A 21,919-nucleotide genomic window follows, 5' to 3' on the forward strand; every position below is an offset into this window, starting at 1 on the left:
ACGCATGGCTCAGCCCTTGCCGTCGTAGGAGGTCCAGCCGCCCTGGCCTTCGGCCGCGGCGACGTCGGCGTCGGCGGTCGCGGCGTGGGTCATCGCGGCGACCGTGCGCTCGAGGCTCTGCTGGACCTCGTCGCCGTCGGCCTCGCGGACGCTGTGCAGCGTCACGGTGATTTCGGAGGAGGCCGGGCCGTCGTCACGGATGCGCAGTTCGCCGTGGTAGTCGTCGGGGCCTTCCGCGCCCCAGGACAGCGAGCGGGTCTCCGGGTCGGTGCGCAGCCACGCCTCCCCCGCGACGCGCTCGCCGTGCACCTCGGCCTCGACGTGGACGCTGTCGCCGTCCTTCGGTTCGGCGACCTTCATCTCCGGGAAGTAGCGGGGCAGGTTTTCGGGGTGGCTCAGGAACGCGAACAGCTCGTCGGCCGGGACGTCGGCGGTCACGGTGTGGCGGTACTCGGTCATCGTCTGCTCCTCCTCGGTGGCGCGATCGGGGCCGGTTACCCGGACCGGTCCGGCACAACCGGGCGGGAGTGCATTAAACGGCCGTGTGCGGGGAACCCGGAAACCATGGCGCGCACCGAACCCGCAGCGCAGGTCCCCAAGCGGGGCCCCGCTCCCGTGCAGGGCATAGGAATGCTCATCGGCCTTTTGTTCCTCGTGCTGGGGGCGTGCGAGCTGATTCCGGGGATCACCGTCGGCGACGGCCCGGCGCGTGCCCTGTTCGGGGTGTTCGCGGTGTCCGCGGCGTGGACGCTCGGGCACCTGCTGACCGGCGCCGCCGCGGTGTTCTGCACCCGCTCCTCCGGCCTGTCGAGCCGGTTCCTCCTCGTGGCCGGCGCCTGCTACGCCGTGCTGGGGATCGCCGGGCTGCTGCCGCTGCCGAAGGCGTTCGAGGACGTCCTGCCGATGAACACCGCCGGGGTGTGCCTCGCCCTCGGCCTCGGCACGGCGATGCTCATCCTCGGCGGGGGCTGGCTCCGGCGCCGGCCGGGACGGCGCCGCTGACGACGACGTCGTCCGGCCGCGGGAACCGCGCCAGCACCGCCGTGACCAGCACCGCCAGTCCGAACAGGACGTAACCGTTGCCGGTGAGCTGCTGAACGACGTTCCACCGGCTCTCGACCTCGCCGCCGCGTGGCCACCACCACTGCGGCCCGGCCACGAACAGCACGGTGCCGACGCCGGCCAGGACGGCGAAGCCACGCCGTCGCGTGCGGCGGGCCAGCTCCGCCCAGCCGAGCAGGACGACCACGGCCCAGACCCAGTGGTGCGTCCAGGAAATCGGCGACACCAGCAGCCCGCCGACGGCGTTCAGGCCGAGCGCGACGGTCGTCTCCCCCGCGGCCAGCGCGCGTCGCATGCCCAGCGCGGTCAGCAGGAGCACCAGGGCCACCAGCGGCAGCCACCACGCGGTCCGCGCGGGGGCCGGCACCCCGATTCTGGCCAGCAGCCCCAGCAGCGACTGGTCGCCGGCGTACGTCGGCTCGCCGACGCGGCCGGTGTCCCACAGTGCCCCGGTCCAGTACCGCACCGAGTCCGCGCCGGCCAGCAGGAACCCCAGCGCAGTCGCCGCCACGAACGTGACGGCGGCGGTCAGCGCGGCCCGGCCGTCCCGGCGGAGCAGGAAGTACAGCAGGAACACCGCCGGGGTCAGCTTCACCGCGGCGGCGAGGCCGATCAGCAGGCCGCGCGGCCACTTCGGGGTGTCCACCAGGACGTCCAGCACGACGAGCGCCAGCAGCAGGAGGTCGAGCTGGCCCGCGTACACCGTGCGCAGCACGGGCTCCAGGACTTCGGCCGCCAAGAGCAGCACGGCCACCCGCCGCCAGTCGCACCGCTTGCCGAGCGCGCGCAGCACCGTCGCCAGGACCAGGGCGAGCACCCCGAGCGTGAGCAGGGTGAGCGCCAGGCAAGCAGCCCAGTACGGCAGCACCGCCAGCGGGGCCAGCACGATCGCCGCGAACGGCGGGTAGGTGAAGAGCAGGAACTGGCCGTCACCGGTGGGAGGCAGCGTGCCGTACAGCGCCCGGCCGTGCAGCAACGCCGCCGAGCCCAGGCGGTAGACGTCGAGGTCGACGCGGTAGGCCGGGAACCGCACGCGGCCGTCGTTGTACGACACGAGCAGCACCGCGAGCACGAGCGCGTGGGCGCCCAGGAGCACGTACTTGTTCTCCAGCCGGTCCCGCACCCGTCGTCCCCCTCCGGTCACCACTGGCATTCTGTCGGGTCCCGGCCCGGGCACCATCCGGGTATCCCCCGAGATCGACCCCGGGAAAACCGGTTGCCGCCCGTGTCACCCTGGGCGCATGGGGACTCCGGGCGGCTTCGCCTACCAAGCCGGCGAACGCGGCATTGTGACGATCACTCACCACGGCCGTCCGGCCGGGACGCTGCGCGGGAACGCCGCGGCCCGGTTCCTGGCCGCCGTGGCGCGGGGTGACGACCAGCAGCTGCTGATGGCCCGCGTGACCGGCAACTACAAGCACGGCAACGAACGCCGGGCGCGCGAACACCCGCGCAACCGCGGACGCTGACTTTCTCCACCGTTCGGCTCAAGCGGCAGGACCGGATGGGCTAGCATCTCGCTCCGTGCCGACCTCGCCAAAAATTCACGCCAATCCCAACATCGGCTTCGCGTGGCTGAGGATGATCGGCGCGATCACGGTCATCGTCGACCACAGCATGCCCCTGCTGCACCCCCAGCGGCTGACGATCTTCCCCGCGTCCTGGCACATGTCCCCCGGGTACATCGCGCTGATGGGCTTCTTCGCGATGAGCGGCTACCAGATCCAGGACAGCTGGGCGCGCGACCCGTCGTGGTGGCGGTTCTCCGCGCGACGGCTGCTGCGGATCATGCCGCCGCTGGTCGTGGTGCTTCTGGTGACGGTGTTCGTCATCGGCCCCCTGGTCACGACGTGGCCGGCGCACGACTACTGGACGCACATCCAGACGTGGCGATACCTGGTCGGCACGACCGTGCTGTTCTACATGCAGCACGACCTGCCCGGGGTGTTCAGCGGAAACCCGTACCCGTTCTCGGTGAACGGCGCGATCTGGACGCTGCCGATGGAGCTGCTCGGCTACGGGCTGGTGCTCGTCGTCGGCGTGATCGTGCTGATCGGCGTGCCGCGGCTGGTCCTGTTCCTCGTCCTCGGCGGCATGGTCTACACCGACAGCGTGCTGCGGGCGACGTTCGAGTACCACGGGGCGGGCGGCTCGCTGCTGGTCGTGCCGATCGGGTCGACGGTGTCGTTCCTGGTCCCGTTCGTGCTCGGGATGGTGCTGCACGCCTACCGCGACCGGATCCCGCTCAAGCCGTGGGTGGCGCTCGTCCTCTTCGGCGCGTACCTCGGGTTGAGCCAGACGCCGGCGAGCCGGTACGCGCTGGCGCTGAGCGCGGCTTACGGCGCGATCACGCTCGCGATGCACTGGCCGCGGAAGCTGGAGGCCGCCGGGCCGTACGTCTACGGCAGCTACGGCACCTACATCTGGGGTTTCCCGATCCAGCAGCTGCTCATCCTCGCCGGGGTCCGGCAGGTGTGGCTGCTGATCCTGCTGGCCGTGCCGGCCGCCTACCTGGTCGGGCAGCTGTCCTGGAACTACGTGGAAAAGCCGACGCAGCGCCTGCGCCAGCACCTGCGGCCCCCGGCGCCGGTGCGGCGGCCCGTGCCCGCGCCGCCGCGGGTGCCGGCCACCGCGGCCGCCCCGCTGCGGAGATCTTGAGGCATGCTGGCGCCGTGACCTACGACGTGCGGAAGATTCGCGAGCACTTCCCCGCTCTCGACGGCGGCGCCGCCCACTTCGACGGACCCGGCGGCTCGCAGGTCCCCGACGTCGTCGGCGAGGCGGTGGCCGGCACGCTGTGCGCCGCGATCGCCAACCGCGGCGTCGTCACGGCGGCCGAGCGCCGCGCGAGCGCGGTGGTCGCCGAAGCCCGGCAGGCGGTCGCCGACCTGCTCGCCGCCGACCCGGCCGGCGTGGTCTTCGGACGCAGCATGACCCAGCTGACGTACGACTTCTCCCGCACGCTGGCCCGGAACTGGGGCCCGGGCGACGAAGTCGTGGTCACCCGCCTCGACCACGACGCGAACATCCGGCCGTGGGTCCAGACCGGCGCGACCGTCCGCTGGGCGGACTTCGATCCCGCGACCGGCGAGCTCGCGCCGATCGGCCCGCTGCTGTCGGACCGGACGCGCCTGGTCGCGGTGACGGCGGCGTCGAACCTGCTGGGCACCCGCCCCGACATCCCGGCGATCGCGGCGGAGGTGCACGACGCGGGCGCGCTGCTGTACGTGGACGGCGTGCACCTGACCCCGCACGCGGCGGTCGACGTCACGGCGCTCGGGGCGGATTTCTACGCCTGCTCGCCGTACAAGTTCCTCGGGCCGCATCACGGGGTGCTCGCGGCGGCGCCCTCCCTGCTCGAGACGCTGCACCCGGACAAGCTGCTGCCGTCGACCGACGCGGTCCCGGAGCGGTTCGAACTGGGCACGTTGCCTTACGAGCTGCTGGCCGGGACGACCGCGGCGATCGACTTCCTCGCCGGGCTGGTGCCGGGCGCGGGCTCACGCCGCTCGCGGCTGGTGGAGTCGATGGCGGCGGTGGAAGCGCACGAGAACGCGCTGCTGGCTCGGCTCGACGCCGGTCTCGGTCTGCTGCCGGGGGTCACGCGGTACGGCACGCCCGGGCGGCACCGGACGCCGACGGTGTTGTTCTCGGTGGACGGCGTTCCTTCGCAGGCGGTGTACGAACATCTCGGCTCGGTCGGGGTCAACGCTCCGGCGGGCAGCTTCTACGCGATCGAGTGTTCACGGCACCTCGGCCTGGGCGACACCGGCGCGGTCCGGGCCGGAATCGCGCCGTACACCACGGAAGCCGACGTCGACCGCCTGCTCGCCGGACTCGAGTCGCTCCCCCGCGGCTGAGCGCGGCACCGCGTGTCGTGAACGACTCGTTCATGTCGTCGGACGACTTGAAAGAGTCGTTCACGACATCGTGCGGGGTGGCGAGCCGGGAAGTTCTCCGGGCTCGCCACCCTTATCTCACGGTGCCGGGGCGTAGCCCGAAGGGCGGGCGGTGAACGTGCCCCGGCCCTGCGTGCGGCTCCGCAGCCGGTTCGCGTAGCCGAACAGCTCCGCCAGCGGCACCGTCGCCGTCACCACCGCGGTGCCCGCGCGGACGACCGAACCGGCCACGCGGCCCCGCCGGGCGGCGAGGTCGCCGAGCACGCCGCCGACGGCGTCGACCGGCACGGTCACCACCACCTCCGCCACCGGTTCGAGCAGCCGCAGGACCGACGAGCGCAGCGCTTCCCGCAGGCCGAGCCGTCCGGCCGTCCGGAACGCCAGGTCGGACGAGTCCTTCGGGTGCGTCGCCCCGTCGGTCAGGGTGACGCGCAGCCCGATCACCGGGTGCCCGCCCAGCGGTCCCTCGGCCAAGGCGTCCCGGCAGCCCGCTTCGACCGCGCGGACGTACTCGCGCGGCACCCGGCCGCCGACGACCGCCGAAGCGAACTCGAACCCGTCCTCCGCCGGCGAGACGTCCAGGACCACGTGGGCGAACTGGCCCGCCCCGCCGTCCTGCTTGACGTGGCGGTAGACCAGTCCGGTCACGCCGCTGACCACCGTCTCGCGGTGCGCCACCGAAGGACGGCCCACCGCGACGTCCAGCCCGCGGTCCCGCCGCAGCTTCTCCACCGCCACCTCCAGGTGCAGCTCGCCCAGCCCGGACAGCACCGTCTGCCCGGTCTCCGGGTCGGCCCGCACGACCAGCGACGGGTCCTCCTCGGCCAGCCGGGCCAGCGCCGACGCCAGCCGGTCGCCGTCGCCGGCGCGGCGGGCTTCGACGGCGACCGAGACCACCGGGTCCGCCGTCACCGGCGGTTCCAGCAGCACGGGGTCGCCGGGCGCGCAGAGGGTGGCGCCGACGCGCGCCGCCTTCGGCCCGGCCACCGCGACGATGTCGCCGGCCACCGCACTGTCCACTTCGGAATGCCGGTCGGCCTGCACGCGCAGGACCCTGGCGATCCGTTCGGTGCGCCCGGTGCCCGCGTCCCGCACCTGGTCCCCCTTCCGCAGCGTTCCCGAGTACACCCGCAGGGACGTCAGCCGACCCGTGGCCGTCGAGACGACCTTGAACACCAGCGCGGCCAGCGGCGCCGCCGGGTCGGCGGGCCGGTCCGGCCGCACCGGCAGGACGTCCGCCGGCGACGGCAGGTAGGCGACGACGGCGTCGAGCAGGGGCTCGATCCCGCGGTCGCGGTAGGCCGCCCCGCACAGCACGACGAGCCCGTCGCCGCTGAGCGTCAGCTCCCGCAGGGCCTTCTCCAGGGTCTCCGCCGAGATCGTGCCGGTGGCGCAGAACTCGTCGAGGGCCACCGGGTGCAGCTCGGCGACGGCCTCCTCCAGCGCCCGGCGACGGCGACGGGCCTCGGCGACGAGGTCGCCGGGAACGTCCGTCAGGCGCAGGAGGTCGACGACACCGGTGAAGCCGTCCTCCCGCCCGATCGGCAGCTGCACGACCAGCGGTGCCGGGTGCAGCAGCGCCCGGATCGAGGCGACGGCGGCGTCGAGGTCGGCGCCCGCGCGGTCGAGCTTGTTGACGAAGGCGATCCGCGGGACGCCGTACCGGTCGGCCTGCCGCCACACGGATTCGCTCTGCGGCTCGACCCCCGCCACGGCGTCGAACACGGCGACGGCGCCGTCGAGCACCCGCAGCGACCGTTCGACCTCGTCGGTGAAGTCGACGTGGCCGGGCGTGTCGATGAGGGTGAGCCGGTGGCCGTCCCACGTGCAGCTGACGGCCGCGGCGAAGATGGTGATGCCGCGGTCGCGTTCCTGCGGGTCGAAGTCGGTGACGGTGGTGCCGTCGTGGACCTCGCCCTGCTTGTGGGTGGCTCCGGTGCGGTGGAGGATCCGTTCGGTGACGGTGGTCTTGCCCGCGTCGACGTGGGCGAGGATGCCGAGGTTGCGGACGGTGGTCAGGGTGTGAGTGCGCACGGCACGGTCCTTCGTGAGGATCGGCGGGTCAGGACGGCGCGATTCCCCGCGACGCCGTGCGTCCACAGTGGAGGGAGCAGGAGCAGGGTGTCACGGGGTCCGGTGCGGGCCGCGCGGCCGGCACCGGGCGTCCGGGGACACCAGGATCACCTCGGACCGCGACCGGGGAGCGACAGCGATGCGGTGACGCATGGCCGGCTCCCTTCGTTCGACGCGGTGTGGTGGTTCCGGGGCAGCGTAGCGGCGGAATGCCCAGCGGCCAACAAGATTTCCGCGGCGTGGCAGCCGTGTGCGAGCATGCCGTGGTGGACTAGGCACCCTGGCGGGCGCGACCGAGACGGCGGTGATCGTGCCGGTGCCCGCCCCGCCCTGCGCCGGGCCGCCGCCGACGTCCGGGGGCAGCTGCCGGTCCGCGCCGGCGTCGACCGGGTGCGCTTGATCGCCGGCACCATGGGCACGCGGTCGTGGCGCACGGTGGCCGAGTTCGCGCTGGCGGACGCGTAGGCGCCGAGCCGTTACGCTGCCGGGCTCCGCCGCAACGTCGCAGGCCTCCCCTGCAGCCTGGCCCCGGCAGATCGGGCGACGTCGAGCTTCCGTTCCCGCGCCGGAGCGAGACCTGGCGGGGTGCTGCACCGCGGGGGCTCCGCCGGAACCGGTCAGCCCTCGGCGTGCCCGACAGCGAGTTCCACCGCCGACCCGAGGTCGTTCACCCTCGGGAAGCCGCGGTCGCCGAGGTGGTCCCAGCCGGGGCCGGCGGTGCCCACCGCGCGCCCGAGGCCGCGCACCCGGTCGGCCAGCAGGTCGTCGGCCGTCGAAGGCGCCATGGACCACAGCAGCACCAGCACCGGGTCGAGCCGGGCCGTCAGGTCCGCCAGCGTTTCGGCGGGCACCAGCCGGCCGGCGTACGCCACCGGGACCCCGGCTTCGGCCAGGGTCGCCCGCAGCGCCTCCATCGGCAGGGAATGCCGCTCGGCGGGGCAGCAGGCCAGCAGCACCGGGCGGGCGGGTACGGCCGCCGGGAACCGGCGGCTGAACCGCTCGAACGCCAGCGACATCTCCGCCGTCAGCGCCCATTCCGGGGCGAAACACAGGTCGCCGCGCTGCCAGCGGTCACCCAGGCCGCGCAGCACCGGGGCCAGGACGTCGGTCCAGGCGGCGGCCGGTCCCAGCGCGTCCAGGACCTCATCGAGCAGCCCGGCGAGCGAGGCGTACCGGAGGTCCTCCGCGGCGTCGGCGAGCTCGCGCACCCGCTGGGCCGCCGGCACCCCGGGCTCGGCGGACGGCCGGTCGCCGAACGCCGCGGCCGCGGCTTCCCGCACCGGCATCCCCCGCGCGATCAGCCGCTGCATGTGCTGCAGGCGGCGGACGTCGGCGTCGGAGTACCGGCGGTGCCGCCCGGCGGCGGGCGGGCCGATCCCGTACCGCGCGCTCCAGCTGCGCAGGGTCACCGGCGACACGCCGAGCAGCTCGGCGACCTTGCCGGCAGCCCACGCTCCCGCGGCGGGCGGCGCGTCGTTGTCGGGTTCCACCGTGCCCCTTCGCCTCGCGGACCGCGAACTGCCGAAGTTTAGCGACGCCCACCTCGGCCGAACGGCGAAGACACGCAGGCCGCGTCCGTCCGGCGCCGGTCGTCCGGCCCGCGCGGCCGCCGGGGGAAGGCCCGCGCCGGCCGGGTGCGGTGGAGCGCCCGTCCCCATCGGGCCCCGGGAGCGGACGACCCGGCCCGGGCGCATCCGCCCTGCTCGCGGCCACGCGCACCGGTCTTGATCACCCCCTCGGCCCTGGTTTCGCGCCCCCGCGTTCGTCAGCTTTTCGGTGATCGCAGTTTTCTGCGCCATCGCCGGGCGGCGCCGCGGGGAGCAGCCGGCCCGGCCGTTCCAGGGGGATACACCGTGTCCAGAACACCCCTGCGCGGGGTGAGACGGCTGTTCGCCGTGCTCGCCGCCGTGCTCACCACCGGCGCCCTCACCGTGCCCGCCGCCCACGCCGACGGACCGCAGCTGATCATCGCCGCGTCGGCAGGCGACGCGCCCCAGCTGGTCGGCAGGCCGTTCCCGGTCACGCTGACACTCACCAACACGACCGACCAGCCGTTGACGAAGGTCACGCTGTGGGACGAGCACATCTCGGGCTCGTGGCTGTCGATCCAGGACTGGGCGGGCCTCGGCGGCAGCCCACAGGCCGGCGTGACGCTCGACCCGGGGGTCACCCGGACGTTCACGATCACCGCCATCGTCTGGAGCTGGAACTCCGGCGTCCCGCACGAGCGGTTCCGCGGCGACTGGGCCCAGCCCGGCGACCTGGTCGTGCCGATGGCCGACCCGACGACGACCCGCGGCACGGCTTCCGGTGTCGTCTACGGCGACCGGAACGAGAACGGCACCTTCGACGCGGGCGAAGGCCTCCCGGGTGCCATCGCCTACCTTTCCGGCACGGGGCCCGGCAACCCGATCGAGACGACCACCGACGCCGACGGGCGGTTCACCTTCACCGGCGTGCCGGCCCGGCGCTACACGGTCGCCACCCGGACCCTCTCCGACGGCTGGGTGGACGGGGCCGCCGGCCCGCAGTACGCCGACGTCGACGGGAACGACCCCGGGCCTGCGGTGCAGCTGCGCGCGCTCCGGCCGTTCTCCGAGAAGGTCCACGTGACCGGCTCGTTCGACCGCGGCACCTACCAGGTGGGCGACACCGTCCAGGTTACCTTCACCCTGACCAACGTCAGCGGCGGCGACCTGCACGGGATCACCGGGGGTTGTGACCGCTTCGGGTCCGAAGACCACTTGCTCGGGTGGACCGGCTGGACCGACATCGTCACCCCGGGCGCGTTCGACCTGGCCGCGGGCCAGACGCGGACGTTCACCGAAACCGGCACCGTCCCCGCGGCCGCGCCCGCCTACGGCTCGTTCTACCTGGCCTGCGACTTCGGGCCCAGCCCCGGCCCGGGCGACGGACAGCCGAGGGTCGACCTCTTCGCCCGCGTGCCGGCCCCGCCGGGCACCACCGCGGGCGTGATCTACCACGACGACAACGGCAACTTCACGGTCGACCCGGGCGAGCCGATCGCCGGGACGGCGGTCGAGCTGGTCGACCGGATCGACGGGTCGGTCACCGCGACCACCGTGTCGGACGCGCAGGGCCACGTGGCGTTCGGGAGCGTCCCGGCCGGCCCGTACAGCGTGCGCGTCGACGGCTGGCGCCCGGCCGACGACGCCGCGGACGTAGCCGTCGGCACCTGCCGGAACTGCGGGCAGGACTGGGCCCTCCGGTACCGGCGCTGACCGCACCGTGGCCCGGCCGCGCGCCGGGCCACGGACCGGCTGATCCGCTCCGGAGGGGCGCGATCACCCGGGCAGTGACGGAAAACTCCCGAGATTCCCCTGGACGCCAGACTGCGCCACGGTCGGGAAAGGCCCTAGGGTTCGCATCATGAAGGTCGGCTTGCTCACCCGCGAATACCCGCCGGAGGTCTACGGTGGCGCCGGGGTCCACGTGGAGTTCCTCGCCCGGGAGCTGCGGCCGCTGGTCGACCTCGACGTGCACTGCTGGGGGGCCGACCGCGCGGACGCCACCGGGCACACCGATCCGCACAGCTACCGCCAGCCCGCGTTCACGACCATGGACATCGCCGTGTCGATGGCGAACGCCCTCGAAGGCCACGACCTCGCGCACAGCCACACCTGGTACGCGAACCTGGCCGGGCACCTGGCGAAGATGACGCACGGCATCCCGCACGTCGTCACCGCGCACTCGCTGGAGCCGCTGCGGCCGTGGAAGGCCGAGCAGCTCGGCGGCGGCTACCGCGTCTCGTCGTGGATCGAGCGCGAGGCCTACGAAGCCGCGGACGCGATCGTCGCCGTCAGCGGTGGCATGCGCCGGGACGTCCTCGCCGCCTACCCCGCGGTGCCGCCCGAGCGCGTGCACGTGATCCACAACGGCATCGACACCGCGCTCTACCGCCCCGACCCCGGCACGGACGCGCTGGCGAAGCACGGCATCGACCCGGACCGGCCGTACGTGCTGTTCGTCGGCCGGATCACCCGGCAGAAAGGCGTGCCGCACCTGGTGCGCGCCGCCGCCGGGCTCGACCCCGGCACCCAGCTGGTCCTGTGCGCCGGCGGCGCGGACACCCCCGAGCTGGACGCCGAGTTCCGCGGCCTGGTCGCCGAGCTGGAGAAGACGCGCACCGGCGTCCGCTGGATCCCCGAGATGCTGCCGCGCGACGAGGTCGTGCAGCTGCTCAGCCACGCCGCGGTGTTCGCCTGCCCGTCGGTCTACGAGCCGCTCGGCATCGTGAACCTCGAGGCGATGGCGTGCGGCACCCCGGTGGTGGCCAGCGACGTCGGCGGCATCCCGGAGGTCGTCGACGACGGCCGGACCGGGCTGCTGGTGCACTACGACGAACAGGACCCGCAAGGGTTCGAGGCGGGCCTGGCCGCCGCGCTGAACGAAGTGGTCGGCGCCGGAGACCGGGCCGCCGCGATGGGCACCGCCGGCCGCGAGCGCGCGGTCGGCGAGTTCGGCTGGAAGGCGATCGCCGAGCGGACGGTCGCCCTCTACGAGGCGTGCGGGAGGTCGTCGTGAACGGCGAATGCCATGTCCTGGGCATCGTGCTCGCGGGCGGGGAGGGCAAGCGGCTGATGCCGCTGACCGCCGACCGCGCGAAACCGGCGGTGCCCTTCGGCGGCACGCACCGGCTGGTCGACTTCGTGCTGTCGAACCTGGTGCACGGCGGGTTCCGGCGGCTGTGCGTGCTGACGCAGTACAAGTCGCACTCGCTCGACCGGCACATCTCGACGACGTGGCGCCTCTCGGCGCTGACCGGCGAGTACGTCACGCCGGTGCCGGCGCAGCAGCGGCTCGGCCCGCGCTGGTACCAGGGCAGCGCCGACGCCATCCACCAGAGCCTCAACCTGGTCTACGACGAGAGCCCCGAGTACATCGCGGTGTTCGGCGCGGACAACATCTACCGGATGGACCCGCGGCAGATGCTGGACGCCCACATCGCGTCCGGGGCGGGCGTCACGGTCGCCGGGATTCGCGTCCCGCGGGCGGAGGCGAGTTCGTTCGGCGTCATCCGGACCACCGACGGGCTGATGATCGACGCGTTCATGGAGAAGCCGGCCGACCCACCGGGCCTGCCGGACTCCGCCGAGGAGTCGTTCGTGTCGATGGGCAACTACATCTTCACGACGAAGGTGATGCTCGAGGCACTGCACGCCGACGCCGAGAACGCCGCGTCGCACCACGACATGGGCCGCGACATCATCCCGGCGCTGGTGAAGTCGGGCGAGGCCGCCGTCTACGACTTCAACACCAACGTCGTGCCCGGCGAGACCGAGCGCGACCACGGCTACTGGCGCGACGTCGGGACCATCGACAGCTACTACGACGCGCACACCGACCTGATCTCGACGCACCCGATCTTCAACCTCTACAACCGGAAGTGGCCGATCCTGGCCCACCCCGGCCAGCGCGCGGCGGCGAAGTTCGTCGAGGGCGGCTCGGCCAACCAGTCGATCGTCAGCAACGGCTGCATCATCTCCGGCGCGCAGGTCGTCGACTCGGTGCTCTCCCCCGACGTCATCGTCGAGCAGGGCGCGGTGGTCCAGGGCTCGGTGCTGCTCGACGGCGCCCGCGTCGGCCGCGGCGCGGTGGTGCGGCGGGCGATCCTGGACAAGAACGTCGTGGTCCCGCCGGGCGCGCACATCGGCGTCGACCTGGCCCGCGACCGCGGGCACTACCACGTCAGCGAAGGCGGGATCGTCGTGCTGGGCAAGGGGGAACGCGCGATCTGAGGGTGGGGCTAGCGGGCCGCCGCCGAGATGCGCTCGACCACCTGGCGCGGGTCGATGCCCCAGCGCTCGGCGAGCTCCGAGATCGACGCTCCCGCCGCGTACTCGGCGGCGATCAGGCTGTTCACGACGCCGGCCACGGTTCACTCCTCGAGCGCGGGTGCACGGGCACCCGGGATGCTACATGTTCGTTGCGGACGTCGAGCAAAGTGCCACACGTCAGCGGAGGCGGTCGCCGCGCGGGCGCCACGCGGCGATGCCGCAGCCGATCGCCGCGGCCAGGAACACCGCGGCCGCCGCCACCGCCCACACCGCGCCGGTCGTCGCCGCGAGGTAGGCCTGCGCGGCCGACACCGCCGCATAGGTCACGGCCAGGCCTGGCCACGCACGCCCCCCTCGCATCGGCCGTCCCCCTCGCCCCACTCCGGTTCGTGCCCGCTCACCGCCCGGTTTTTTCCGGCTCGCCCGCCGGATTCTCCGTATTCGGCCGCGTCGCACTGAACACGGCGTCGAAGATCGGGGTCGGCTCCCCGTCGTCGCGCTCCTGCCCCTCGTCAGCCGGGGTGCGCTTTTCCTCTCCCACGCGCCCAGTTTCGGCGACGCCGGCCGATTTCGCCCGGGCAACACCGAAATTCGCCCGCCCGGGGGATCACCCGCCCGTGCACCCTTTTCCTTCCTTTTCGGAAGATCAAAAAAGATTCGACATCGCCCATTTCCGGCGGGCGCCGGGAATAACCCCGGCACGCCGGGGATTGCACCCGGCATGAAAGCAGTGATCTTCCGCCGCCACGGCGGGCCCGAGGTGCTGTCCCTGACGGAGCGGGCCGTCCCCGAACCCGGCCCCGGCGAGGTCCGCGTCCGGATCGTGGTCTCCGCCGTCAACCCCACCGACTGGAAGGCGCGCGGCGGCATGCGCGCCGAGCCCGGGGCCGAGATCCCCGAGACGGTGCCCAACCAGGACGGCGCCGGCGTGGTCGACGCGGTCGGCCCGGACGTCACCGGCTTCGCGCCGGGAGACCGCGTGTGGCTGGTGCTCGCGGGCGCGCACGGGCCGTCGTCCGGCACCGCGCAGGAGTACACGGTGCTGCCTCCCGAGAAGCTCGTGCGGCTCCCCGACGGCGTCAGCTTCGACGAAGGCGCCGGGTTCGGCATCCCGGCGCTGACCGCGCACCGGGCACTCACCGTGGCCGAGGACGGGCCGGCCCGGCTGGCTCCCGGCGCGCTCGACGGCCGGACAGTGCTGGTCAGCGGGGGTGCGGGCGCGGTCGGCAACGCCGCGATCCAGCTCGGCCGCTGGGCCGGGGCGACGGTGATCGCCACGGTCAGCACCGACGAGAAGGCCGCCCTCGCCCGCGCGGCCGGCGCCCACCACGTCGTCCGCTACCCCGACCCGGAGCTCGCCGCCCGGATCCGCGAGGCCGCGCCTGACGGCGTCGACCTGGTCGTCGAGGTCGCCATGGGGGTCAACGCGAAACTGCACACCGAGGTGCTGCGCCCCCGCGGCACGGTCGCCACGTACGGCGACGACCGCGGCACCGGAACCATCAGCCTGGACTTCGGGCCGAACCTGATGCTGAACGCGCGCTACCAGTTCCTGGTGCTCTACACCGTGGGGGCGGACAAGCTGCGCGCCGGCGCGGAAGACGTCACCGCGGCCCTCGCCGACGGCGCGCTGCGGCTCGGCGAAGACCACGGCGTGCCAGTCCACCGGTTCGCCCTCGCCGACACCGCGAAAGCGCACACGGCCTCGGAAGAAGGCGTCACCGGAAAGGTCCTGATCGACGTCACCCCGGCCGGCTGACAGTCAGGGCACGCGGGTGAGGCCGGGCAGGCCGATTTCGTCGTGCAGGGCACGGCCCGCGCGCAGGTGCCGGTCGGCGTCGGGGTGCCGGTCCAGTGCGGCGCCCAGGCCGAGGAGGGCCCGGGCTTCCTGGGCGCGGTAGCCGATCCGGCGCGCCGTCGTCAGGGCGAGCCGGTAGGCCGACGACGCCGGCGCGGGGTCGCCGAGGGCGAGCGCGGCCGCGCCGAGGCTGTTGGCCGCCATGGTCAGCAGCAGCGGGTGGTTGAGCCGCCCGAGGATGGCGCACGCTCGCTCGGCGTGGGCGTGCGCCTCCGCCGGGCAGCCGTCCACCAGCAGCACCTCCGCGGCATCGATGCGGCTCCACGCCTCCCCGAACGCGTAGCCCGCCTCGACCGCCGCGCACACCGCCTTCTCCACCACCTCGCGGGCCTCCCCGAGCCGGCCGAGCCGGGCGAGCACCAGGCCCAGCTGCGCCGTCGCCAGGACCGCGCCGTCGCCGTCGCCGAGTTCCTCGCGGATCGCCCGGGCCCGCGCCGCCGACGTCAGGGCGTCCTCGTACTGCCCGAGCACCTCTTGGGCGTTGCTGAGGTTGCCCCAGGCCAGGCACGCGACGGCGTGGCTGCCCGTCTCACCGGCCAGCACCAGAGCCTGCCGGTAGAGCGGGATCGCGTCCCGGTAGCGGCCGAGCATGCCGTACAGCGCGCCCATCCGGGCGAGCGAGGCCGCTTCGGCCGCGCGGTCGCCGTGTTCGCGAACCAGGCGCAGGCGTTCCGCGTTGGCCTCGACCGCCTCGGCGAGCCGTCCGCTCTCCCAGTGCGCGATCGTGAGGTTCGCCAGGCTCAGCTGCCGCGCGTGCGGGTCGCCCAGCCGGTCCGCGGCCCGGGCTCCCGCGCGGGCCAGCGCCGTGAGCTCGTCGCGGTGCCCCCGCTCGCGCAACGCGGCCACCGCGCGGTCGGCGATGCGCCAGACGTGCTCGTCGTGCCCGCCGAGCGCGGTGACGGCGACCAGGTTGGCGCGCTCGGCGGCGAAGGAGAAATCGCCGTCGCGGTAGTGGTCCAAAAGGCGGTCCAGCGCCGCCGCGGCCTCGTCCGGGTCGGCCACCTCCCGCGCGTGCTCGGCGATCAGGTCGTGGAAGCCGTAGCGGTCCGGCGCGGGCTGCCGGAGCAGGTGCGCGTCGAGCAGGTCCTCCAGCAGCCGCTCGGCCTCGGCGACGCCGGTGCCGTGGAGGGCCGCCGCCGCGGCCGCGGCGAAGTCACCGCCCGGGTGGCAGCCCAGCACCCGGAACATCCGCCGCTGGGGAGCCGTCAGGTCGCGGTAGGACAGTGCGAAGGCGGCCGCGACGTCCCGGCCGCCCGCGCGCAGCTCCGCCAGCCGCCGCCGCTCGGAGCCCAGCCGCGCCACCAGGTCCTCGACTGTCCACAGTGGACGCGACTGCAGCCGGGCGGCGGCGATCCGCAGCGCGAGCGGCAGGTACCCGCACAGCCGCGCGACGCCCGCGCCGGGCCGTCCCCCGGCCGCGGCCGTGAACAGCGCCTCGGCTTCGGACGGCGGCAGCACGTCCAGGCCGAGCTCGAGTGCGCCGTCCACCGCGGCGAGCCGGCGGCGGCCGGTCACCAGTACCCCGGCACCCCGGTCGCCGGGCAGCAGGGGCACCACCTGGTCCGTCGAGCGGGCGTTGTCCAGCACGACGAGCAGGCGCCGCCCGGCGACCCGTGACCGCCACAGCGCGGCCCGTTCGTCGAGCCCGTCCGGCTGGCGGCTCGCCGGCACGCCGGTCTGCAGCAGCAGGGCGGAAAGGGCCGTTTCGGCGGGCAGCGGGTCACGGCCCGGCGTATGGCCGTGCAAGTCCACGAACAACTGCCCGTCCGGGAAGTCCCCGGCCGCCCGGTGCGCGACGCAGACGGCGAACGCCGTCTTCCCGACCCCGGCCATCCCGTCGGCCACCACCGGCCGCCCGGCGCGCAGCGCTTCGAGCGCGCGGGTGACCTCCGCCGCGCGCCCGGTGAAGTCCGGGACGTCGTACGGCAGGAAGCAACGGCCGGGCGTGGGCTCCTCGTGGAGGAGCTCTTCGTAGAGCGCGCGCAGCGGCGCGCCGGGCTCGATGCCGAGTTCGTCGGCGAGCCGTCGTTTCGCGCGCTGGTAGGCGTTGAGCGCGTCGGCCTGCCGCCCCGCGCGGTGCAGGGCGCGCATGAGCGACCCGACCAGTCCTTCGCGCAGCGGGTGCTCGGCGACCAGCGCGGTCAGCTCCGCGACAGCGCCGCTGTCCCCGCCGTCGACCTCGGCGGCCAGGCACTGCTCCAGCACGGCCAGCCGACGTTCCGCCAAGCGCTCGGCGTCCGGGCGCAGCGCGGCGCTGTCCACCCCGGCGAGTGCGGGCCCGCGCCAGCAGTCCAGGGCCTTCCGGTACTCGCCGCGCGCGGCGTGCTCCTCGAACGCGTCCAGGTCGAACGCGCCGGGCCGCAGCGTGAACCCGGGTCCTTCGGCGGTCAGGACGTCCTTCCCGGCGCCTGCCGCGACGAGCGCGCGCCGCAGGGCGGTGGTGAGGTTGCGGACCTGCCGCACCGCGGTGGCCGGGGGTTCGCCGTCCCACACGACGTCGACCAGCCGGGACACCGGCACGACCCGGCCGGCGCCGAGCAGCAGCGCCGCCAGGATGCGTTCCTGCCGCGGCCCGGACGGCCCGATCGGCCGCCCGTCGCCGAGCACTCGCACCGGACCCAGGACGCGGAACTCCATGTCTCACCCCGCGGGCGAGGTTAACGGCCTGCCCCGCGACGCCGGTGCGGAAGTGATGCAGCTGTGATGCGCCGGCCCGCCAACCTGCGGATCGGTCCACGAGGAAGGGAAACGAGATGCGCAAGTGGGGTTACGCGGCCTTGGGTACCGCGCTGGCGGCGGCGGTGCTCGGCACTCCGGTCGCCTCGGCGGCCGGCGAGCAGGCGGCGAGCGGGCAGCAGGAGTGCCGGCGGGCGTTCGACCACGCCGTGTGGGAGGACATGGACAGCTACAACAAGCGCGACGCCACCCGCTACCGCGCGATCATCCACCGCGACATGGTCACGGTGGGCCGCCGGGGCCAGGTCATCATCGGCTACGACGCCAACGTGAACCCGGTGCTGGAGCAGTTCAAGGTGCCCTACGAGTTCTCGATGCCGTGGACGGTGACGCACACCGTCGTCGAGGACTGCAAGATGGGCTTCGCCATCCTCGACGCGCACTACCTCGAGCCGTCGCACGGCATCGACCGCCACTTCACGATCAGCCTCACGCTGGTCCGCGACCACGGCCGGTGGCAGGTCGTCAAGGACACGGTCACCGACGTGGTGGCCTGACGAGCGGAGGCGCCGGGGTGGGGGTCCCGGCGCCTCCGCTCGTCACCGGGTCAGCCGACCCGCAGGCCGCGGCGCAGGGCGTCGACCTCGTCGGCGAACATGCGGCGGGAGATCTCCGCCGTCTCGACCATCCCGGACCCGTGGAAGGTGCCCGGGTAGTGCCGCAGCTCGGCCTGCACGCCCGCGTGCGCCAGCCGCCGCGCGTACTCGATCCCTTCGTCGCGCAGCGGATCGAACTGGCACGTCGTCACGAAGGCCGGCGGCAGCCCGGACAGGTCGGCCGCCCGGGCCGGAGCCGCGTAGGGCGAGACGTCGTCGCCGCCCGGTTCCGCGCCGAGGTAGCTCGTCCAGCTGTACACCGCGTTCGGCCGGTTCCAGATCGGCGTGTCGGTGTAGTCCCGCATGGACGGGGTGTCCAGCCGGTCGTCCAGCTCCGGGATGCCGAGGTACTGGAAGCACAGCGCCGGGCCGCCGCGGTCGCGGGCCAGCAGGGCCACCGCCGCCGAGAGGCCGCCGCCGGCGCTTTCGCCCGCGACGCCGAGGCGCGCCGGGTCGATGCCCAGCTCGTCCGCCTTGGCCGCGACCCAGGTCAGGGCGGCGTAGCAGTCCTCGACCGGCGCCGGGAACGGGTGCTCGGGGGCCAGCCGGTAGTCCACCGACGCGATGACGATCCCCAGCTCGTCGACCAGGCGCAGCAGCGCCGTGTGGAACATGTCCAGGTCGCCCATGACGAACCCGCCGCCGTGGATGTAGAGCAGGCCGGGCACCGCGCCGGTGCGGTTCGCCGGCGCGTAGACGCGGACCGGCACGTCCGGGGCGTCGGACGGGCCCGGCACGGCGAGGTCACGGACTTCGACGGGGTTCGCCGGGTCGTAGCCCGGCAGGACCTCGGCCAGCTGCGCCATCGAACCGCGCGCGGCCAGCAGGGATTCGTGGTCGGACAGGGTGACCGCCGGCAGCATGTCCAGCCAGGGCACCAGCTCGGGGTCGATCGCGTAGGTCATGGTCCGATGATGAGCCGCCGGACGTGACCCCGGCCACCGCCACGCGGCGGGCGTTGCCGGGCCGGACCTCGCCATCCGGCGGCGGCCGCGCCTATCGTGGCGGCATGAAAGGCCTGCTGCTGAGGCTGTCCGGGCTCGACGCCGACGCCGAGAACGCCGTCCGCGTCATCGGGTTCTTCGACCGCCTGATCACCGGGCGCGCCGGGCCGGACACCCTGGTGCGCAGCACGGCCGACCTCGCCGGCTGCCCGGTGGGCGTGCACGCGCCCGGGCAAGGACTGTCGCTGCGCGCGGAGCCGGGCGCGGACGTCGTGACCCCCGGCCCGCCGCCCGCGGGGGCGGCCACGCGCGTGCTCGAAGGCGGCGTGCTCGTGTGGGTGGCCCGGCCGAGCGCACCCGCCCCGCTCGACGACATGCTGCTGGAGCGGTTCGCCATCGCCACCGCGATCCTGCTGGAGCACTCCGGCGTGCCGCGGCCCGAGCTCGGGGACCCCGCGCTGGTCGAGCTGGTGCTGTCCGGGGACGTCGGCACGGCCGAGCGGGCGCGGGCCCTGCACCTGCTCGGCATCGCCCCGGCGGCCCGGCTGCGCGTCCTGGCCGGCACCGGCGTCGACGCGCTCGGCGGGCGGTCGGCACCGCTGGGCCGCGTGCGGGCGGTCCTGACGACGGGCGAGGTGCCCGGCCCGCTCCCGGACGGCGCCCGCGCCGGGATCGGCCCGGAGCTGCCCGCCATCGAGGCGGCCCGGTCGTGGGCGGCCGCCCGGACCGCGTTGCGGTTCACCTCGGCGGCCGAGCCGGTGGTGTGGTGGGAACGGCTCGGCGGTCTCGCCGCGCTCGACGGGAAGCTCGGCCCCGCGGACCTCGCCGGGCTCGCCGACGTCCGGGCCCTCGACCACCTCGCGGCCGAGCCCCACGGCGAGGACACCCTCGCGGCGCTCGGCGCGCTCTGCGCGACCGGCTCGGCCCGCAAGGCCGCGGCGGTCCTGCACCGCCACCACAGCACGATGCCCGCCCGGCTGGCGCGTGCCGAAGCCGTCCTCGGCTTCGCCGTCGACTCCCCCGCCGGCCGCTTCCGGCTGCACCTCGCCCTCATGCTGCGGCGGCTGCGGGACAACGCCGAGCTCAGCTGACCGGCCGCAGCCCACGCCGCGTCCGGCGGACCAGGTCCGCCGCCGCCGCGGGCCACCCGGGGTGGTCGAAGGCGAACCCCGCTTCCGGCAGCCGGCCCGGCACCACGCGACGGCTCTTCAGCAGCAGCTCCGTGTCACTGCGGAGCACGAACGCCCCGATCTCCGCCATCCACTTCGCCGCCGGCAGCCCGAACGGGACACCCGCCGCCGCGCGCAGCTCCCGCATGAACTCGCGGTACGGCAACGGTTCCGGGGCCGCCAGGTTCACCGGGCCGCTCAGCTCGCCGTCCTCGGCGAGGAAGCCGATCGCGCGGACCAGGTCGTCCTCGTGGATCCACGACACGTACTGCCGCCCGCCCGCGACCGGGCCGCCCAGGCCCAGCCGCGCCAGCCGCAGCAGCGCCTCGAAGGCACCGCCGGGTTCCGGGCTCATCACCATCGCCGTCCGCAGCGCGACCTTGCGGGTGTGCGGCGTGTCCGCCAGCCGCTGCTCGCGCTCCCACGCCTTCGCGATGTCGACGCTGTAGGCCCAGTAAGCGGGTGCGTCCGGCTCTTCGCCGCCGAGGACGCCGGTCGTCTCGTCGTTCGGCGCGTCGTGGCGGTGCGCGTAGATCGTCGCGGTGCTCATCTGCAGCCACACCCGCGGCGGCCGCGCGGCGCGGGCGATCGCGCCGCCGACGACCCGCGCCGAGTCGACGCGGGAGGTCGTCATCTCCCGCAGGTTCGCCCGGGTGTACCGGCAGTTCACCGACCGCCCGGCCAGGTTGAGCACGACGTCGCTGCCGTCGATCTCCGCCGTCCACGGTCCGGCGCTCCGCCCGTCCCAGCGGACGTGGCGCACCCCCGGCTCCGGCCGGGCCTCCCGCCGGGTCAGCACGACGACTTCGTGGCCTTGCCCGCCCAGCGCGCGGCTCAGCACGCGTCCGAGGTGGCCCGTGCCACCCGGTATCACGACCTTCATGGATCTCACGCTACCGCAAGAGTTGAACACGTTCAAATAGTCGCCTGGCGTTACGGACCGTTATCACCCGGGAGTATGCGCCGGAGCACCCTCGACCTCCCGCTCCGGAGCGACCCGAGATCGACCAGGCACCCCGGAGAAGATCACGGGACGATCTCCGCCATTCGGCCGAACGGGTGGCGAAAACCGCAGGTCACGGTTCGGGCGTCGGAACTTTTTCCCGGGTGAAACGGCGACGGTCCGGCCCGATCCCGCGCGCGTAGCACGACCGGCCGCCAGGAACAAGAGACCTCGGACCTTCACAGTCGGGCCGGTCGCCCGAGGTGAAGATCACTCCGGGATTCGCACACTCTTCGTGACGGTCCACACGGACCACTCCGGTGTGCCCCGGGCTCCCGTGCACCGGCCTTCCCGACGCAACAGCCTTCAGGAGAAACTCATGCGCAAGATCAGCAAGCGGTCCGCGGTCGTCCTCGGTGCCGCCGGAGTCGTGCTCGTCGCCGGTGTCGCCTACGCGGCCTGGACGAGCACCGGCGCCGGTTCCGGCTCGGTCACGTCGACCACGTCGGCGAACTCGGTGATCTCGCCGGTCAGCTCCGACCACGCGCTCTACCCGGGCAACAGCACCACGTTCGTCGTGAAGGTCACGAACCCGAACGCGTACCCGGTCGTGGTGAACAGCATTTCCGCGGGGTCCTCGGACGCCGTCAACGGCTGCGCCGCCGGCACGGTGACCAGCCCCGCGGTCAGCAACCCGGCGGGCACGATCGCGGCGGGCGCGACCGCGAACTACACGCTGACCGCGACCATGGACCACGACGCCTCCGACGCCTGCAAGAGCCAGACGTTCAGCCTGCCGCTCACCGCCACCCTGTCGTCGAACGCCTGATCCCGCTCCGGC

At 74.1% G+C, this 21,919-nt stretch carries 22 protein-coding genes; 12 read left to right on the forward strand and 10 right to left on the reverse strand.

Annotated features, from left to right (window positions below; all coding sequences use genetic code 11):
* Positions 1–9: 9 nt before the first annotated feature.
* Positions 10–459: an SRPBCC family protein gene (locus CF165_RS10630; RefSeq protein ID WP_093947297.1), complete on the reverse strand. Its 450-nt coding sequence runs from the start codon at positions 457–459 to the stop codon at positions 10–12.
* A 105-nt stretch (positions 460–564) separates the two neighbouring features.
* Between CF165_RS10630 and CF165_RS10635 the strand changes: the two genes are divergently transcribed.
* On the forward strand, positions 565–1,002 hold the full coding sequence (locus tag CF165_RS10635) for a DUF4383 domain-containing protein (RefSeq protein WP_093947298.1): 438 nt from the start codon (positions 565–567) through the stop codon (positions 1,000–1,002).
* Here the strand turns inward: CF165_RS10635 and CF165_RS10640 are convergent.
* Positions 953–2,206 carry a glycosyltransferase 87 family protein gene (locus CF165_RS10640; RefSeq protein ID WP_240521531.1) on the reverse strand — a complete coding sequence of 418 codons (1,254 nt, stop codon included), beginning with the start codon at positions 2,204–2,206 and terminating at the stop codon, positions 953–955. The two genes, CF165_RS10635 and CF165_RS10640, sit on opposite strands and share 50 nt — an antisense overlap.
* Positions 2,207–2,303: 97 nt before the next feature.
* Between CF165_RS10640 and CF165_RS10645 the strand changes: the two genes are divergently transcribed.
* From CF165_RS10645 to CF165_RS10655, 3 genes are read left to right on the forward strand one after another with little or no spacing between them, the layout of a single operon-like run.
* A complete protein-coding gene (locus CF165_RS10645) occupies positions 2,304–2,531 on the forward strand; it encodes a hypothetical protein (protein ID WP_093947300.1) in 228 nt (75 codons plus the stop codon).
* 55 nt (positions 2,532–2,586) lie between these two features.
* Positions 2,587–3,720 (forward strand): acyltransferase family protein, encoded by a 1,134-nt coding sequence (locus CF165_RS10650; protein ID WP_240521532.1) that lies wholly within the window; start codon positions 2,587–2,589, stop codon positions 3,718–3,720.
* A gap of 14 nt (positions 3,721–3,734) precedes the next feature.
* Positions 3,735–4,922: a cysteine desulfurase-like protein gene (locus CF165_RS10655; protein ID WP_093947302.1), complete on the forward strand. Its 1,188-nt coding sequence runs from the start codon at positions 3,735–3,737 to the stop codon at positions 4,920–4,922.
* Positions 4,923–5,039: 117 nt separating this feature from the next.
* Here CF165_RS10655 and fusA read toward each other — a convergent pair whose 3' ends face one another.
* Positions 5,040–6,995 carry an elongation factor G gene (gene fusA, locus CF165_RS10660; protein ID WP_093947303.1) on the reverse strand — a complete coding sequence of 652 codons (1,956 nt, stop codon included), beginning with the start codon at positions 6,993–6,995 and terminating at the stop codon, positions 5,040–5,042.
* 297 nt (positions 6,996–7,292) lie between these two features.
* On the opposite strand from fusA, the gene CF165_RS10665 reads away from it, so the two are divergent.
* Positions 7,293–7,499 (forward strand): hypothetical protein, encoded by a 207-nt coding sequence (locus CF165_RS10665; RefSeq protein WP_205660816.1) that lies wholly within the window; start codon positions 7,293–7,295, stop codon positions 7,497–7,499.
* A gap of 152 nt (positions 7,500–7,651) precedes the next feature.
* Here CF165_RS10665 and CF165_RS10670 read toward each other — a convergent pair whose 3' ends face one another.
* Complete coding sequence (locus CF165_RS10670) at positions 7,652–8,524, reverse strand: MerR family transcriptional regulator (RefSeq protein WP_093947304.1); 873 nt, start codon at positions 8,522–8,524, stop codon at positions 7,652–7,654.
* 363 nt (positions 8,525–8,887) lie between these two features.
* On the opposite strand from CF165_RS10670, the gene CF165_RS10675 reads away from it, so the two are divergent.
* From CF165_RS10675 to glgC, 3 genes are all read left to right on the forward strand, one after another.
* Positions 8,888–10,276, forward strand: coding sequence for an SdrD B-like domain-containing protein (locus CF165_RS10675; protein WP_240521533.1), 1,389 nt, complete (start codon positions 8,888–8,890; stop codon positions 10,274–10,276).
* A gap of 148 nt (positions 10,277–10,424) precedes the next feature.
* On the forward strand, positions 10,425–11,579 hold the full coding sequence (gene glgA, locus CF165_RS10680; protein ID WP_093947306.1) for a glycogen synthase: 1,155 nt from the start codon (positions 10,425–10,427) through the stop codon (positions 11,577–11,579).
* Positions 11,576–12,793, forward strand: coding sequence for a glucose-1-phosphate adenylyltransferase (glgC, locus tag CF165_RS10685; protein ID WP_093947368.1), 1,218 nt, complete (start codon positions 11,576–11,578; stop codon positions 12,791–12,793). The genes glgA and glgC overlap by 4 nt, the downstream gene beginning before the upstream one ends.
* Before the next feature lie 8 nt (positions 12,794–12,801).
* Here glgC and CF165_RS53395 read toward each other — a convergent pair whose 3' ends face one another.
* The 3 genes from CF165_RS53395 to CF165_RS51720 all read right to left on the reverse strand — a co-directional run bounded on the left by CF165_RS53395 (position 12,802) and on the right by CF165_RS51720 (position 13,373).
* Positions 12,802–12,930, reverse strand: coding sequence for a hypothetical protein (locus tag CF165_RS53395; RefSeq protein ID WP_276209724.1), 129 nt, complete (start codon positions 12,928–12,930; stop codon positions 12,802–12,804).
* 79 nt (positions 12,931–13,009) lie between these two features.
* Complete coding sequence (locus tag CF165_RS10690) at positions 13,010–13,192, reverse strand: hypothetical protein (RefSeq protein ID WP_093947307.1); 183 nt, start codon at positions 13,190–13,192, stop codon at positions 13,010–13,012.
* 37 nt (positions 13,193–13,229) lie between these two features.
* Positions 13,230–13,373, reverse strand: a complete 144-nt coding sequence (locus tag CF165_RS51720) for a hypothetical protein (protein WP_167441409.1) — start codon at positions 13,371–13,373, stop codon at positions 13,230–13,232.
* Positions 13,374–13,553: 180 nt separating this feature from the next.
* Here CF165_RS51720 and CF165_RS10695 point away from each other — a divergent pair, with 180 nt between their 5' ends.
* Positions 13,554–14,591: an NADPH:quinone reductase gene (locus tag CF165_RS10695; RefSeq protein ID WP_093947308.1), complete on the forward strand. Its 1,038-nt coding sequence runs from the start codon at positions 13,554–13,556 to the stop codon at positions 14,589–14,591.
* A 3-nt stretch (positions 14,592–14,594) separates the two neighbouring features.
* Here the strand turns inward: CF165_RS10695 and CF165_RS10700 are convergent, their stop codons facing one another.
* The gene (locus CF165_RS10700) at positions 14,595–17,327 is read right to left on the reverse strand and encodes an AfsR/SARP family transcriptional regulator (RefSeq protein WP_093947309.1); all 2,733 of its coding nucleotides are present in this window, start codon (positions 17,325–17,327) and stop codon (positions 14,595–14,597) included.
* 116 nt (positions 17,328–17,443) lie between these two features.
* On the opposite strand from CF165_RS10700, the gene CF165_RS10705 reads away from it, so the two are divergent.
* The gene (locus tag CF165_RS10705) at positions 17,444–17,923 is read left to right on the forward strand and encodes a hypothetical protein (protein ID WP_093947310.1); all 480 of its coding nucleotides are present in this window, start codon (positions 17,444–17,446) and stop codon (positions 17,921–17,923) included.
* A 50-nt stretch (positions 17,924–17,973) separates the two neighbouring features.
* Here CF165_RS10705 and CF165_RS10710 read toward each other — a convergent pair whose 3' ends face one another.
* On the reverse strand, positions 17,974–18,927 hold the full coding sequence (locus tag CF165_RS10710; protein ID WP_093947311.1) for an alpha/beta hydrolase: 954 nt from the start codon (positions 18,925–18,927) through the stop codon (positions 17,974–17,976).
* Positions 18,928–19,031: 104 nt separating this feature from the next.
* On the opposite strand from CF165_RS10710, the gene CF165_RS10715 reads away from it, so the two are divergent.
* Positions 19,032–20,057: a helix-turn-helix domain-containing protein gene (locus CF165_RS10715; RefSeq protein WP_093947369.1), complete on the forward strand. Its 1,026-nt coding sequence runs from the start codon at positions 19,032–19,034 to the stop codon at positions 20,055–20,057.
* Here the strand turns inward: CF165_RS10715 and CF165_RS10720 are convergent.
* Positions 20,050–21,018, reverse strand: coding sequence for a TIGR01777 family oxidoreductase (locus CF165_RS10720; RefSeq protein WP_093947312.1), 969 nt, complete (start codon positions 21,016–21,018; stop codon positions 20,050–20,052). The genes CF165_RS10715 and CF165_RS10720 overlap by 8 nt on opposite strands.
* 439 nt (positions 21,019–21,457) lie before the next feature.
* Between CF165_RS10720 and CF165_RS10725 the strand changes: the two genes are divergently transcribed.
* Entirely contained in the window at positions 21,458–21,907 is a 450-nt protein-coding gene (locus CF165_RS10725; protein WP_093947313.1) for a flagellar basal body-associated FliL family protein, read from the forward strand.
* Positions 21,908–21,919 lie beyond the last annotated feature (12 nt).

Source organism: Amycolatopsis vastitatis (assembly GCF_002234595.1).
In the GTDB taxonomy this organism is placed as follows: Bacteria; Actinomycetota; Actinomycetes; order Mycobacteriales; family Pseudonocardiaceae; genus Amycolatopsis; species Amycolatopsis vastitatis.